At 67.0% G+C, this 12,600-nt stretch carries 13 protein-coding genes; 8 read left to right on the plus strand and 5 right to left on the minus strand.

Going from position 1 to position 12,600, the window contains the following annotated elements:
- Window positions 1–44: 44 nt before the first annotated feature.
- A complete protein-coding gene (gene treA / locus WS51_RS07630) occupies window positions 45–1,751 on the minus strand; it encodes an alpha,alpha-trehalase TreA (protein ID WP_059805561.1) in 1,707 nt (568 codons plus the stop codon).
- A gap of 331 nt (window positions 1,752–2,082) precedes the next feature.
- Between treA and WS51_RS07635 the strand changes: the two genes are divergently transcribed.
- A complete protein-coding gene (locus WS51_RS07635) occupies window positions 2,083–3,471 on the plus strand; it encodes an MFS transporter (RefSeq protein WP_059769218.1) in 1,389 nt (462 codons plus the stop codon).
- A 332-nt stretch (window positions 3,472–3,803) separates the two neighbouring features.
- Window positions 3,804–5,015 carry a winged helix-turn-helix domain-containing protein gene (locus WS51_RS07640; RefSeq protein WP_059506676.1) on the plus strand — a complete coding sequence of 404 codons (1,212 nt, stop codon included), beginning with the start codon at window positions 3,804–3,806 and terminating at the stop codon, window positions 5,013–5,015.
- 94 nt (window positions 5,016–5,109) lie between these two features.
- Here WS51_RS07640 and WS51_RS07645 read toward each other — a convergent pair whose 3' ends face one another.
- Together WS51_RS07645 and WS51_RS07650 are read right to left on the minus strand one after the other, a co-directional pair.
- Window positions 5,110–5,328, minus strand: a complete 219-nt coding sequence (locus WS51_RS07645; RefSeq protein WP_006751720.1) for a DUF1653 domain-containing protein — start codon at window positions 5,326–5,328, stop codon at window positions 5,110–5,112.
- Between the two features lie 55 nt (window positions 5,329–5,383).
- Window positions 5,384–5,827 carry a GNAT family N-acetyltransferase gene (locus WS51_RS07650; protein ID WP_059544106.1) on the minus strand — a complete coding sequence of 148 codons (444 nt, stop codon included), beginning with the start codon at window positions 5,825–5,827 and terminating at the stop codon, window positions 5,384–5,386.
- 171 nt (window positions 5,828–5,998) lie between these two features.
- Between WS51_RS07650 and WS51_RS07655 the strand changes: the two genes are divergently transcribed.
- From WS51_RS07655 to WS51_RS07665, 3 genes are all read left to right on the plus strand, one after another.
- A complete protein-coding gene (locus WS51_RS07655) occupies window positions 5,999–6,196 on the plus strand; it encodes a Txe/YoeB family addiction module toxin (protein ID WP_196484172.1) in 198 nt (65 codons plus the stop codon).
- 94 nt (window positions 6,197–6,290) lie between these two features.
- Window positions 6,291–6,914, plus strand: coding sequence for an HAD hydrolase-like protein (locus WS51_RS07660; protein ID WP_069229160.1), 624 nt, complete (start codon window positions 6,291–6,293; stop codon window positions 6,912–6,914).
- Between the two features lie 397 nt (window positions 6,915–7,311).
- Complete coding sequence (locus tag WS51_RS07665; protein ID WP_059449511.1) at window positions 7,312–7,884, plus strand: DUF4142 domain-containing protein; 573 nt, start codon at window positions 7,312–7,314, stop codon at window positions 7,882–7,884.
- Window positions 7,885–7,982: 98 nt separating this feature from the next.
- Here WS51_RS07665 and WS51_RS07670 read toward each other — a convergent pair whose 3' ends face one another.
- Both WS51_RS07670 and WS51_RS07675 read right to left on the minus strand, forming a co-directional pair.
- The gene (locus WS51_RS07670) at window positions 7,983–8,582 is read right to left on the minus strand and encodes a GNAT family N-acetyltransferase (RefSeq protein ID WP_059846489.1); all 600 of its coding nucleotides are present in this window, start codon (window positions 8,580–8,582) and stop codon (window positions 7,983–7,985) included.
- 81 nt (window positions 8,583–8,663) lie between these two features.
- On the minus strand, window positions 8,664–9,578 hold the full coding sequence (locus tag WS51_RS07675) for a LysR family transcriptional regulator (protein WP_069228889.1): 915 nt from the start codon (window positions 9,576–9,578) through the stop codon (window positions 8,664–8,666).
- Window positions 9,579–9,686: 108 nt separating this feature from the next.
- Here WS51_RS07675 and lysA point away from each other — a divergent pair, with 108 nt between their 5' ends.
- The 3 genes from lysA (at window position 9,687) to WS51_RS07690 (ending at window position 12,550) form a co-directional block, all read left to right on the plus strand.
- On the plus strand, window positions 9,687–10,925 hold the full coding sequence (gene lysA / locus WS51_RS07680; RefSeq protein ID WP_059506668.1) for a diaminopimelate decarboxylase: 1,239 nt from the start codon (window positions 9,687–9,689) through the stop codon (window positions 10,923–10,925).
- Window positions 10,926–11,276: 351 nt separating this feature from the next.
- On the plus strand, window positions 11,277–11,888 hold the full coding sequence (locus WS51_RS07685) for a ribosome-inactivating family protein (RefSeq protein ID WP_059792978.1): 612 nt from the start codon (window positions 11,277–11,279) through the stop codon (window positions 11,886–11,888).
- Between the two features lie 20 nt (window positions 11,889–11,908).
- Window positions 11,909–12,550 (plus strand): hypothetical protein, encoded by a 642-nt coding sequence (locus WS51_RS07690; RefSeq protein WP_059793130.1) that lies wholly within the window; start codon window positions 11,909–11,911, stop codon window positions 12,548–12,550.
- Window positions 12,551–12,600 lie beyond the last annotated feature (50 nt).

The following is a 12,600-nucleotide window of genomic DNA, read 5'->3' on the forward strand; positions in this document are numbered from 1 at the left end:
CCGCCATGCCGGGTTACGTGCCTGCGTTCAACACACGCGGCCCGTCACTCGCCATACAGCCCGAGCAGTTTCAGCGTGACGCCGTTGGTCCAGCCGAAGCCGTCCTGCAGCGGATATTCGCCGCCACCGCCGCCGCCCTCGCCGGCGCCCTCGACCACGTACTTCTCGACGAGCTTGCCTTCGGTCGCATACACATGCTTCACGTCGGCCAGGAAGCGCGTGCCGATGTCCTTCGCGAGCGCCGGTTCGCCATAGCGGCGCAGCCCGTCGATCGCGATCCACTGCAGCGGCGCCCAGCCGTTCGGCGCGTCCCATTGCTGGCCGGTGTTCTCGGTCGTCGTCGCGAGGCCGCCCGGTTGCAGCAGCGTCTTGCGCACTTCGCGCGCGGTCGCCTTCGCGCGTTCGGGCCACGCGACGCCCGCGAACAGCGGATACAGCGCCGCCGCCGTCACCCCGTCGCGCGGCTTGCGCAACTGCCAGTCGTAGTCGCCGTAATAGCCGCGGCGATTCCACAGATAGTGATTGATCGCCGCCGCGCGCCGCGCCGCCCGCCCGGAGAAATCCGCCACGCACGCGATGTCGCGCGTGACCGCGCAGCCCTTCACGATCGTCGTCTCGAGATGGAACATCAGGCTGTTCAGGTCGACCGGCACGATCGACGTCGTGCGGATCGTGCCGAGCGTCTTGCCGTCGCCGAACCAGCGCGAGCTGTAGTCCCAGCCGCTTTCGGCGCCCGCGCGCAAGTCGCGGTACACCTCGTTCGCCGGGCGATTCGGCACGGACTTCGCGGTCGTCACGTCCTCGAGATACGACTCGTCGCGCGGCGTGTCGCTCGCGTCCCAGTAGCGGTTCAGCACCGCGCCGTCCGGCATCGCGACCACGTTGCGCGCGGCCTGCCCGCGCGGCGTCGTGGTTTCGCCCTGCATCCAGTACGCATGTTCCTTGCGCAGCGCCGGCAGGTATTTCTGGTAGACCTTGTCGCCTTCGACCTGCGCGGCGAGCGTGACCATGTATGCGAAGAACGGCGGCTGCGAGCGGCTCGCGTAGTACGTGCGGTTGCCGTTCGGGATGTGGCCGACCGTATCGATCAGATACGCGAAGTTGTCGAGCATGTCGTCGACGAGATCCTCGCGCCCCGACACCTGCAGCCCGAGCATCGTGAAATAGGTATCCCAGTAGTAGCCTTCGCGGAAGCGGCCGCCCGGCACCACGTACGGCTTCGGCATCGCAATCAGCGAGCTGTACGGCGGCACCGTCGTGGTGGTGCGCGTGAGCTGCGGCCACAGCCAGTCGATGTGCTGGCGCAGCGTCTGGTTCGCGGGCGGCGTGACGCCGCCCTCCGGCGGCGGCGTGAAATGCTGGTCGACGAACGCCTTCAGCGAGAAGCCGGGCTGAGACTTCTGTTGCTGATACAACTGTACGATCGTCGCCGGATCGGTATTGGGCGTCGCGTCGACGAAGGTCTTCTGATCGGGATAGATTTGCGCCGTCTGAACCGCGACGAACAGGTCGCCGTAGAGCTGGCTCGGCGGCGGCAGCAGCGTGCCGGAAGCCGGGCTCGCGAGCGTCGCCGCGGCGGGCGGGCTGGCCGCCTGCATCGAGGGTTGATTCGCACTGTCGGCCTGCGCCGCACAACCGGCGACGGCGAGGTAAGCGACGGCGAGAACGGCGGCCCAGCGCAGACGCGGCGCGGGAATGGACGGATGCGAGGCAGGATGCGATGCGATCGATGCGGCACGGCGTGACGTCATGACGTGTCCCCTCCTTTCGATGAAGAATGGTTCGGCAGGGGTCTCGTTCGCGCGTGCGCTCGTCTCGATGGCCGTCGATCGATGCGCGTCGTTGTGTGTCGCAGATGAGTTCCGACTGTCGCACGAAACGCGCATCGCACGCAAGTTTCGCCGCCGCCCTCGCGGCCGCGCGTCATGTGTCGTGTCATGTACCGCACACGACACCCCGGTCGTCTCTTCCTGCATGCGCGGTAACAGGAACGACTGTTGCAACATGCGGAACGACCGTTGTCTCGCGTGACGCAACGACCACATTGTGGGCATAATGGCGTCTTTACCGCGCGCCCTGCCCATGTCGCCCGTCTTTCTAGCACCGCTCATCGTTGCCTGTGCGTTGTTCATGGAAAGCGTCGACGCGAACATCATCGTCACCGCACTGCCCGCGATGGCGAGGGACTTCGGGCACAACCCCGTCACACTGAACATTGCGATCACGGCCTACGTGGTCGGCCTCGGCGTATTCATTCCGATCTGCGGATGGCTTGCCGACCGCTTCAGCGCACGCTCCGTCTTCCGCACCGCGATCGGCATCTTCGTCGCCGGCTCGCTGATGTGCGCCGCCTCCAACTCGCTCGGCCTGCTGACGTTCGCGCGCTTCGTGCAGGGCGTCGGCGGCGCGATGATGGTGCCGGTGGGCCGGATCATCATCTTCCGCGCGGTGCCGCGCTCCGATCTCGTGCGCGCGATGAACTACCTCGCGATTCCCGCGCTGTTCGGGCCGACGGTCGGGCCGCTCGTCGGCGGCTTCATCACGACCTACCTGCACTGGCGGATGATTTTCTTCATCAACGTGCCGATCGGCATCTACGGGATCTACCTCGCGAGCAAGCACATCGCGAACACGCACGAAGCCGATCCCGGCCCGCTCGACTGGTTCGGCTTCCTGCTGTCCGCGAGCGGCGCCGCGCTGCTGCTGATGGGTCTCACGCTGATCGACGGTTCGCTCACGTCGCGCGGCAACGCACTGCTGATGTGCGTGGCCGGTGCGGCGATGCTCGCGCTCTACGTACCGTATGCGCGCCGCAAGACGCGTCCGGTGCTCGACCTCAGTTTCCTGAGGATACCGACCTACCACGCGAGCGTGGTCGGCGGATCGCTGTTCCGCATCGGCCTCGGCGCGGTGCCGTTCCTGCTGCCGCTCGCGCTGCAGGAAGGCCTCGGGATGAGCGCGTTCCATTCCGGGCTGATCACCTGCGCGTCCGCGCTCGGCGGCGCGGTGAGCCGATCGACGGCTACTCATACGCTGCGGCGCTTCGGTTTTCGCACGGTGCTGATCTATAACGCCGCGTTCGCCGGGCTCGCGATCGCCGCCTACGGCGTGTTCCATCCGGGCATGGCGACCTGGGCGATCTGGACGATCGTGCTGGTCGGCGGCATCTTCCCCGCTCTGCAGTTCACGAGCCTGAATTCGATGATCTACGCGGATATTTCGCAGGCCGATGCAGGCCGCGCGACGAGCCTCGGCAGTGTCGTGCAGCAGATGTCGCTCGGGCTCGGCGTGACCGTCGCCGGCCTCGTGCTGCACGTGTCGCACTGGCTGCAGGGGCACACGACGATGGTGTGGTCGGATTTCTGGCCCGCGTTCGTCGTGGTCGGGCTGTGTTCGTTCGCGTCGATTCCGATCACGCGACGGCTGCCGCCCGGCGCCGGCGATGAAGTCGCGCGCGGCAAGCGGCAATGAACGTGCCGGCTGGAGTGGAAAAACCGGAAAACAAAAAAAATCAGCGGACATCCACACGGGGCCGGTGCACAGCCGCATGGATGTCCGCTCAGGGCTCCGGGTCTCTCGTTGGGGGTTGAGAATCCCGGATCTGCTTCCTGCGTGCCATGGACATATGTGCGTCGGAAGCGGAATCGTTGCGCGCACATTTCGTCGCGCCATGACTGCACTATAGGGAAAGTCGCGCCGCGCATCTGTCAACCATTGTCAGACGCGTTGCGTGCATGCGTCGCGCACGTACGCCGCTTTCGCGCTAAAGTGGTGCCCGACCGCCATCCTCAGCCGCCGCTCCGATGCTTACGCTCTCGCCCGCCGCCGCCCGCGCGCTGCATCTCGCCGCACAGGGCCTGCTGACCCCGCCCCGCCGCAAGGCCACCAAGGCCGACGTGCTCGACACGATCCGGCGGATGGCGCAGTTGCAGATCGATACCATTCACGTCGTCGCGCGCAGCCCGTATCTGGTGCTGTTCAGCCGCCTGGGCGACTTCGCCCCGCAGTGGCTCGACGAACATCTGGCCGAGGCGCGCCTGTTCGAATACTGGTCGCACGAGGCGTGCTTCCTGCCGATCGAGCAATACGGCCTGATGCGCTACAAGATGCTCGATCCGTCCGGAATGGGCTGGAAGTATGCGGCCGATTGGCACGAGCAGAATCGCGCGGAAATCGAACGGCTGCTCGCGCGGATTCGCGACGAAGGCCCCGTGCGGTCCGCGGACTTCATTCGCGAAGACGGCGCGAAGGGCAACGGCTGGTGGGACCGCAAGCCGGAGAAAAAACACCTCGAGGTGCTCTTTACGACCGGCGAACTGATGGTGTCCGAACGCCGCAACTTCCAGCGGATCTACGACGTGCGCGAGCGCGTGCTGCCCGGCTGGGACGATGCGCGCGACCTGCCGCCGCGCGACGCGGTGCTGCCGGCGTTGCTCGACTACACGTGCCGCGCGCTCGGCATCGTGCGCGCCGACTGGGTGGCCGATTACTATCGGCTGCCGCGCCGTTCGTACCGCGCCGAGCTCGAGCAGCTCGCAGACGCGGGCGAACTGATTCCGGTGAAGATCGCGGACTGGAAGGAGCCGGCCTACGTGCATCGCTCGCTCGACGCGCTGCTGCCGGCCGCCGCGGCCGATACGCTGCGCTCGACCGTCACGACGCTGCTGTCGCCGTTCGATCCCGTGGTATGGGACAGGCGGCGCGCGTCGACGCTATTCGGGTTCGACTACACGATCGAGTGCTATACGCCCGCGCACAAGCGGCGCTATGGCTATTTCTGCCTGCCGGTGCTGCATCGCGGCCGGCTGATCGGGCGCGTCGACGCGAAAGCGCATCGCGCGCTCGGCACGTTCGAATTGAAGTCGGTGCATGTCGAGCCGGGCGTGCGATTCGGCACGGGGCTCGCGGCCGACGTCGCGAAGGCCGTGAAGCGGCTGGCGGCATGGCATGGCACGCCGGAGGTGACGGTCGCGCACGCGCCTGCCGAACTGGTGAAGGCACTGTCCGGCGCGTAAGGCCGACGCAGCCGCGACGGGCGACGGGTGACGGCGACGCGCGTGCCGCCTGCGATTGCGCGGCGGCGCGGCCGTCTGCCGCCGCCTGCACGACTCAGTCGCGCAGCTTGCGAAAGCGCGGCGTGCCGTCCGGCAGGTTCTCGTTGAACATCGCTTCCGGCCGCACCCACAGGCCGCGCGCATGCGGCCACAGATGCTCGTACACCACCACCGATTCCTCGGTTTCGGAATGACGTGCGACGCCGATGTAGCGATACAGGCCGCCCTTGTAGTGGCGATGCGTGGCGAGCTGTTCGGCTTCCTGTTCGGTCATGATCTGCTTCCCTTCGGCAAAAACGAAAGCGCGTATTGTATGCGCTCGCCGCCCGTCAGCGTTTTGTGTAGATATCGGGCCGGCGAATCTCCATCAACCGCTCGGGATTCGCGGGCGGCCCGAAGCCGACCGGCCGGTAAAGTTCGTGCGCATCGGTCGTCACGAGCATGATGCGGCGCAGGTTCTGCACCATCGGCTGCGCGAATACATGATCGATCAACGCGCGGCCATAGCCGTTGCCGCGGTCGGCCGGCAACACGAAGACGTCGCACAGATACGCGAACGTCGCGTGGTCGGTCACGAGCCGCGCGAATCCGACGAGCCGGTCGCCGACATATGCGCCGAAGCACAGCGAGCCTTCGATCGCGCGCTCGACGACGTCGCGCGGAATGCCCTGCGACCAGTACGCATCGCGATGCAGGAAATCGAAGATCGCGTCGATGTCGAGTTCGCGCTTGTCGGTGGAAAATCTCAGCGTGGCGGGTGTGGCTGCTGGCACGTCGGCTCTCCGGTGTGGGCTGGGAGCAGCAACGATAGCGCGACGCGCGGCGGGCGACAAGCGACGCCGAAGCGACCCGTACGACACTCCGTACAAGAAAGTGACCCGTGCTTTACTTGTACAGCTTAAGGTACAAGTTGAGGCAAATCATGCGCACGATTCATTTTTCGGATGCCCGCGCTCAAGCGCATCAACCAGCTCATTCGCGAAGCCCAACGCACGCCGTTCGAGGGCATCGGCAAGCCCGAACCGCTGAAGGCCAGCCTGTCCGGGTACTGGTCGCGCCGCATCGACGATACAAACCGTCTGGTTTATGAAGCCGACGATCTTCAGATCAGCATCGTGTCCTGTCGCTACCACTACGCGTAGCGCCAATCTCGGCACCCGCACGACCGGTCACGCGAACCACACCGCCCGATTCGGTGATATCGTCACCGCCTCAATGAACTCCCGGCATCGCTTCATGCCCTATCGACTCATCGCATTCGACTTCGACGGCACGCTCGCCGATTCTCTCGACTGCTTTCTCTCGGCACTCACGGAAGCGTCACGCATGCACGGCTTTCGCGACGCGACACCCGAACTGCGTCCTGCGCTGCGCGGCATGTCGGCACGCGAGATCATCCGCGCACTCGAGGTGCCGATGTGGAAAGTGCCGCGCGTGACGCTCGACATGCGCCGGCTGATGCGCCCGCGCATCGCACAAGTAAAGCTGTTCCCCGGCGTCGACGCGACCTTCGACGCGCTGGCCGCGCGCGGCATCCGCATCGCGATCGCGACGTCGAACAGCGAGGACATCGTGCGCGACCGGCTCGGCCCGCATGCGAGCCGGTGCGTCGATACGTTCGCGTGCGGCATTCCGCTGTTCGGCAAGGCACGCCGGCTGCGCGCGCTCGTGCGCGAAGCCGGCATGCAGCCCGACGACGTGCTGTACGTCGGCGACGAAATCCGCGATGCCGAAGCGGCGCGCCGCGCGCGGATCGCCTTCCAGGGCGTCGCGTGGGGCTACACGGCCGCCGATGCGTTGCAGGCGCACTGCGCGACGCCGCTTCTCCCGCATCTCGACGCATTGCTCGACCGCGTGTGAGAACGTCCCGCGCATCGCGCATTCGATTCTGCGCGTCGCGCAATAGCCGGCGCGCGCCATGCGCAACACGATGAAACGCCGATGACACGCGCACGCGTCGCAGCCATTTCACGCACGCCGCGCCCCGCAAAAATTGCCGCCACGAAGCATGCAACAGGTACGCCCTACCTGCCCGCTCGCGCGCACATCGATTCGTCTTACGAACCGTTACACAAACCACAGCGCCGTTGCACCTGCTACCTGAGCGCTCTCCTAGAATCAGTCGGGCCGGGAAACGCTTCGAACGCCGCCGCGGCAGAGCGGCCATCGAGTCCGGCCCGGGCGCGCCCGGTCTCTCGCACAGCTGCGGATCACCCGATCCGTCCGTTAATCAGAGCCCCGATAGAAAGGAGGTCCCATGAACCGCTTCCCCCAAGTCTCGCGCCTTGCATTGTCTGCCGCTGGCCTGCTTCTCGTCGCCGTGACGGCGACCGCGCAAACCGCGCAACCGTCGGCGTCCGCGCCGGCCGCTGCCACGCAAACGCGCATCCATGAAGCCGACCAGACTTTCATTACCGACGGCACGAAAACCGTGTCGACGCAGCACGATGCGGCACGCATCGCCAATTCGCGCACGTCGGACAGCCAGGTGAAGGCATTCGCGCAGCGCGTATCCACCGACGACGAGAAGATCATCCAGGCGATGCGCGCGGCCAGCCCGCGCGGCGTCGACGTGCCGGCCAACGACCCGGACACGGCCGTGCTGGACAGCATCAAGAACCTGCGCGGCGCGGAATTCGACAAGGCATACATCGAGCAGGTCGCGCTCGCCGGCCAGCAAAAGACGATCTCGGCATTCCAGGCTGAAATCGCTTCCGGCCGCGATACGAAGCTGAAGGAAGTCGCACGCCAGTCGCTGCCGATCCTGCAGGCGCACTACGCGGACGCGCAGAAGCTCGCGCAGCGTCACCACCTCGCATCGGCGCAGTAACGCGATGCGTCGCCGCGCATCGCGCGCGGCGCCCTTCTTCCCCGACGTCGCGTCGCCGCCCCCTCCGGCGGCGCGACGCCCGCGACACGCGGTTCGCGTTACGTCGCGAGCTTCGCCCTCAGCTGCTCCCTCACGTCCGGCCATTCATCGTCGATGATGCTGAAGCGCACCGAATTGCGCTTGCGGCCGTCGGGCATGATCCGCTCGTGACGCACGATCCCTTCCTGCTTCGCGCCGAGCCGCAGAATCGCCGCGCGCGACTTCTCGTTCAGTTCGTCGGTCGTGAACTGCACGCGCACGCAGTGCAGCGTGTCGAACGCATACGAAAGCAGCAGCCATTTCGCCTCGGTATTCGCGTGCGTGCGCTGCGCCGATTCGCTCAGCCACGTATGACCGATCTCGAGCTTGCGATTGTTGCGGTCGATCTTCCAGAAACGCGTGCTGCCGATCACGCGGCCGGAGGCCCGATCGACGATCGCGAACGGCATCACGGTGCCGGCCGCGCGGCCTTGCAGCGCTGCGTCGATATACGCGTCGACCGTGTCCTCGCCCGGCACGACCGTGACCTTCAGGTTCCACAACCGGCCGTCCGCCGCCGCGTCGAGCAATGCGTGCCGGTCGGATGCGTCGAGCGGCCGCAGCATGATGCGCTCGCCGACGAGCGTCGGTTGTTCGGCAGAAGATGAAACGTCGGTCATGACAGGTTCCGTTTCCATGAAGATAAAGAGGACGAGGAGGATGGCCCGGCGTGCAGCGAAACACCCATCATACGGCCGGCGTCAGCCGGGCAGCGCGGCGAGCCGCTGGCGAATCGCGTGCGCCTCGGCGCGCAACGCATCGGCGAATGCGTCGACGAGCAGGCTTTTCGGCCGGTGCTCGGGCACGATCACGCTGACGCGATACGGAAACGAGCGCGTGAGCGGCCGCACGTGCAGATCGCGCCCGACGAAATCGAGCGCGGTCAGCGGGTTGACGATCGCGGCGCCGAGCCCCTGCCGCACGAACGCGCACACCGACACGGCCGACGGCGTCTCGACGACCGAACGCGGCGCGACGCCGAGCTGCGCGAACGCTTCGTCGATCAGGATCCGGTACGGGTCGTTCAGCGACAGGCTCACGAACGGGCGATCGGCGAGATCCGCGAGATCGATCGCGCGTTGCGCGAGCAGCGGGTGGCCGTCGGGCAGCACGCAGACCTCGTCGACTTCGAGCAACGGCGTGAGGACGGTGCCGGCCGGCGCGACGTCGTGCTCGGTCAGCCCGAGATCGTAGCGCTGCGCGGTCAGCCACTCCTCGAGCACCGGCGACTCCTGCGTCGCCACCGACACGCTGACGCCCGCGTGCGCGTCGTGAAAGCGCCGGCAGGCGCCGGGCAGGATCGCGTGCGAAAACGCCGGCAGCGCGATCACCGACAACTGCCCGTCGCGAAACTCGCGCAGCCGCGCGGCCGTCGCCGCGACGCGCTCGAGCCCGACATACGCGAGCCGCACGTCGTCGAACAGCGTGAGCGCGGCCATCGTCGGCCGCAACCGGCCGTGCGAGCGCTCGAACAGCGCGAAACCGATCACCTGCTCCATGCGCGCAAGCTCCCGGCTGATCGTCGGCTGCGACGTATAGAGCATCTCGGCCGCACGCGTCGTGCTGCCGGTGACCATCAGCGCGCGGAAGACCTCGACGTGCCGGTGTGTGAGCATGGTTCCCTATATCAGAATTGAATCGAATCCAGATAAACAGGCATTTTACTGTATAGACAATCAGGCGCATCATTCTCCTGTCCGTTCATTCGATCCGGTTCTTCCGCCATGTCTCTCGATTCCCGCCAGCTCGCGGCGCTCGCGCAGCAATACGGCACCCCGCTGTGGGTGTACGACGCCGACGTCATCCGCGATCGCATCGCTCAATTGCGCCAGTTCGACGTGATCCGCTACGCGCAGAAAGCGAACTCGAACCTGCATATCCTGAAACTGATGCGCGACGAAGGCGCGTGCGTCGACGCCGTGTCGCTCGGCGAAATCGAGCGCAGCCTTGCCGCCGGCTTCAGTCCTGCGGGCGAGCCGGAAGGCGTCGTGTTCACCGCCGACCTGATCGACCGCCCGACGCTCGCGGCCGTGCTGAAGCACGGCGTGACCGTCAACGCCGGCTCGCTCGACATGCTCGCGCGCGTGGGCGAGCATGCGCCCGGCCACCGCGTATGGCTGCGCGTGAACCCGGGCTTCGGCCACGGCCACAGCAACAAGACCAACACCGGCGGCCCGCAGAGCAAGCACGGGATCTGGATCGACGACGTGCCGCGCGCGATCGAGATCGTGCGCCAGTACGGGCTGAAGCTCGTCGGCATCCACATGCATATCGGCTCGGGCGTCGACTACGGCCACCTGTCGCAGGTGTGCGACGCGATGGTCGACCTCGTCACGTCGCTCGGCCACGACATCGAAGCCATCTCCGCGGGCGGCGGGCTGTCTATTCCGTATCGCGACGGCGAGCCGCGCGTCGACGTCGGTCATTACTTCAGCCAGTGGGACGCCGCGCGCAAGCGGATCGAACGGCATCTCGGCCATGCCGTGCGCATCGAGATCGAACCGGGCCGCTTCCTCGTCGCGGAAGCCGGCACGCTCGTCACCGAAGTGCAGGCGGTGAACCGCCGGCCGAAGCACGACTTCGTGCTGATCGATGCGGGCTTCAACGACCTGATGCGTCCGTCGATGTACGGCAGCTATCACGCGGTGTCCGTGCACGCGCACGACGGCGCGCTGCCCGCCGGCCGGCCGCTCGTCGACATCGCGATCGCGGGGCCGCTGTGCGAGTCCGGCGACGTGTTCACGCAGGACGCGGGCGGCGTGGTCACGCACCGCAAGCTGCCGCAGCCGCAGATCGGCGATCTGCTGTTCCTGCACGATGCGGGCGCATACGGCGCATCGATGTCCTCGAACTACAACAGCCGGCCGCTCGCGCCGGAAGTGCTCGTCGATCGCGGCACGCCGCGGCTGATCCGCCGCCGGCAGACGATCGACGAACTGCTTGCGCTCGAAACGTTCGCGTAACGCGCGCTCGACGGCAGTCACGCGATCGGCCAGGTTTGCCGCTACCGGCAAATCTGGCCGTTGTGCTTTTCGGCGCGCGGCGGTCATGCCGCCCGGCAACGCATGAAGCACGCCGCCGACGTTGCCGATCCTCCACACGCACGCGCGTCGCGCCCTTCGCCCGGTCCACCTGCGCTCACCGAATCCGACACCCGCTTCCCGGGTGTTCGGTTACGCCACGGACAGTGACTTCTGCCGCATTGTTCGCCCGCCGCGCGCCACGCACAGTAGCCGCACGGCAGCGCATTCGCTTCGCCCCGCGCCCCGTCTCGACGGCCGAGCCACGCCGGGTTATCGACAGGAGCGAACATCGTGCAACTTCGACTCACCAACGGCAGTGACTATCAGGACGATCTCGCGTCGCTTCGCGACGCGATCCGCCGGAACGGCACACGCGCGACGCGGCAAGCCGTCGATGTCGTGATCGGCAGCGACACCGGCGCGCCGCACATGTCGCTGCTGCTCAACCTCGCGTGGCAGGCCGCGAGGAACGGGCCCGCCGTCGACGCGTCGCTGTACACGCTCGGCTTCGTCAGCCAGGGCGGCACCGCCTTCGTGTTCGACATCCGGCCGTTCCCGGGCGGCACGCCGGCCGGCGCGACAGCGCTCGGCGGCGACGGTTCGTACGGCTGGCTCGGCTACGCGACCGACCCGTTGCCGACGATCAATCCGAGCAACCTCCATCAGGCCGTGTGGACACTGTCGAAGCTCAAGCCGGCAGACGCATCGAAGCCCGCACCGTTCAAGCCCGATCTCGCGCGGCTCGTGATCGCGTTGTCCGAGGCGCTGCGCTTCGCGCGCACCGAGCATGCGATCGCCGGCCTGCTCGACGGCACGCTCGCGACCTACGCGCCCAACGACGATCGCACGGCCTGCTTCAACAACTGGGCGGCGAAGGGTTTCCCGCTCGGCGAGCCGGCTTGATGCCGACGAAGGAGCCACTCATGTCCGGACTCGACTTCAACACGTCGCTGCGCTGGGAAGCGTTCGTACTGGGCCTGATCGCGAATGCCGGCGATACGCCTCGCGCGGGCAGGCAGCAGACCGGCTGCGCGCTGCCGATGTACGTGATTCCGTTCGCGCGGCTCGACGCGCCGCCCGAGTTGCGCGCGCTGATGTCCGAAATTGCGACGTCCGCGCACGTCGTCGATCGCGGCCCGCCCGGGCGCCATATCGGCGGCGACGTGCTCGGCGCGATGCGCCAGATCCACCAGAACGCGCCCCGCTACCTGCCGACTCTCAACTACGGCACGCCGACGGACCCATTCCACGGGCTCACCGAGCGCGCGAAACTGTACGAGCGCCATGCACGCGCGTTCAAGGCGAATTCGCACGGGCGCGGCGGCGGCACGCAAACGACGGGCTATGTCGAATACACGGCCGGCACGAATACGATGTTTCGCGGCGGCAACCGCGCGCGCATCGCATTCGACTACGTGTTCGGCCGCCTGTACTTCTCGCCGATCCATTACGAAGCCTGGGTGCCCGGCACGCTCGATCCGGGGCCCGGACAAACCGTCGCCAAGGTCATCGACGGGCCGTACGCGAACCCGTGGTTCTGGATCACCGACATCACGTCCGTTTGAAGCCGCGGCGGTGCGGTCCGAAGCGCCGCGCCGCCATCATCGAGGGAGCG

It is taken from the genome of Burkholderia territorii, assembly GCF_001718335.1.
Classification (GTDB): Bacteria; Pseudomonadota; Gammaproteobacteria; order Burkholderiales; family Burkholderiaceae; genus Burkholderia; species Burkholderia territorii.

Coding starts and splice junctions, on each gene's coding strand:
- WS51_RS07660 (WP_069229160.1), top strand. CDS start 6,291: ATGCCCTATCGACTCATCGCATTCGACTTCGACGGCACGCTCGCCGAT.
- WS51_RS07635 (WP_059769218.1), top strand. CDS start 2,083: ATGTCGCCCGTCTTTCTAGCACCGCTCATCGTTGCCTGTGCGTTGTTC.
- WS51_RS07640 (WP_059506676.1), top strand. CDS start 3,804: ATGCTTACGCTCTCGCCCGCCGCCGCCCGCGCGCTGCATCTCGCCGCA.
- WS51_RS07675 (WP_069228889.1), bottom strand. CDS start 9,578: ATGCTCACACACCGGCACGTCGAGGTCTTCCGCGCGCTGATGGTCACC.
- WS51_RS07670 (WP_059846489.1), bottom strand. CDS start 8,582: ATGACCGACGTTTCATCTTCTGCCGAACAACCGACGCTCGTCGGCGAG.
- WS51_RS07665 (WP_059449511.1), top strand. CDS start 7,312: ATGAACCGCTTCCCCCAAGTCTCGCGCCTTGCATTGTCTGCCGCTGGC.
- WS51_RS07690 (WP_059793130.1), top strand. CDS start 11,909: ATGTCCGGACTCGACTTCAACACGTCGCTGCGCTGGGAAGCGTTCGTA.
- WS51_RS07645 (WP_006751720.1), bottom strand. CDS start 5,328: ATGACCGAACAGGAAGCCGAACAGCTCGCCACGCATCGCCACTACAAG.
- lysA (WP_059506668.1), top strand. CDS start 9,687: ATGTCTCTCGATTCCCGCCAGCTCGCGGCGCTCGCGCAGCAATACGGC.
- treA (WP_059805561.1), bottom strand. CDS start 1,751: ATGACGTCACGCCGTGCCGCATCGATCGCATCGCATCCTGCCTCGCAT.
- WS51_RS07655 (WP_196484172.1), top strand. CDS start 5,999: ATGCCCGCGCTCAAGCGCATCAACCAGCTCATTCGCGAAGCCCAACGC.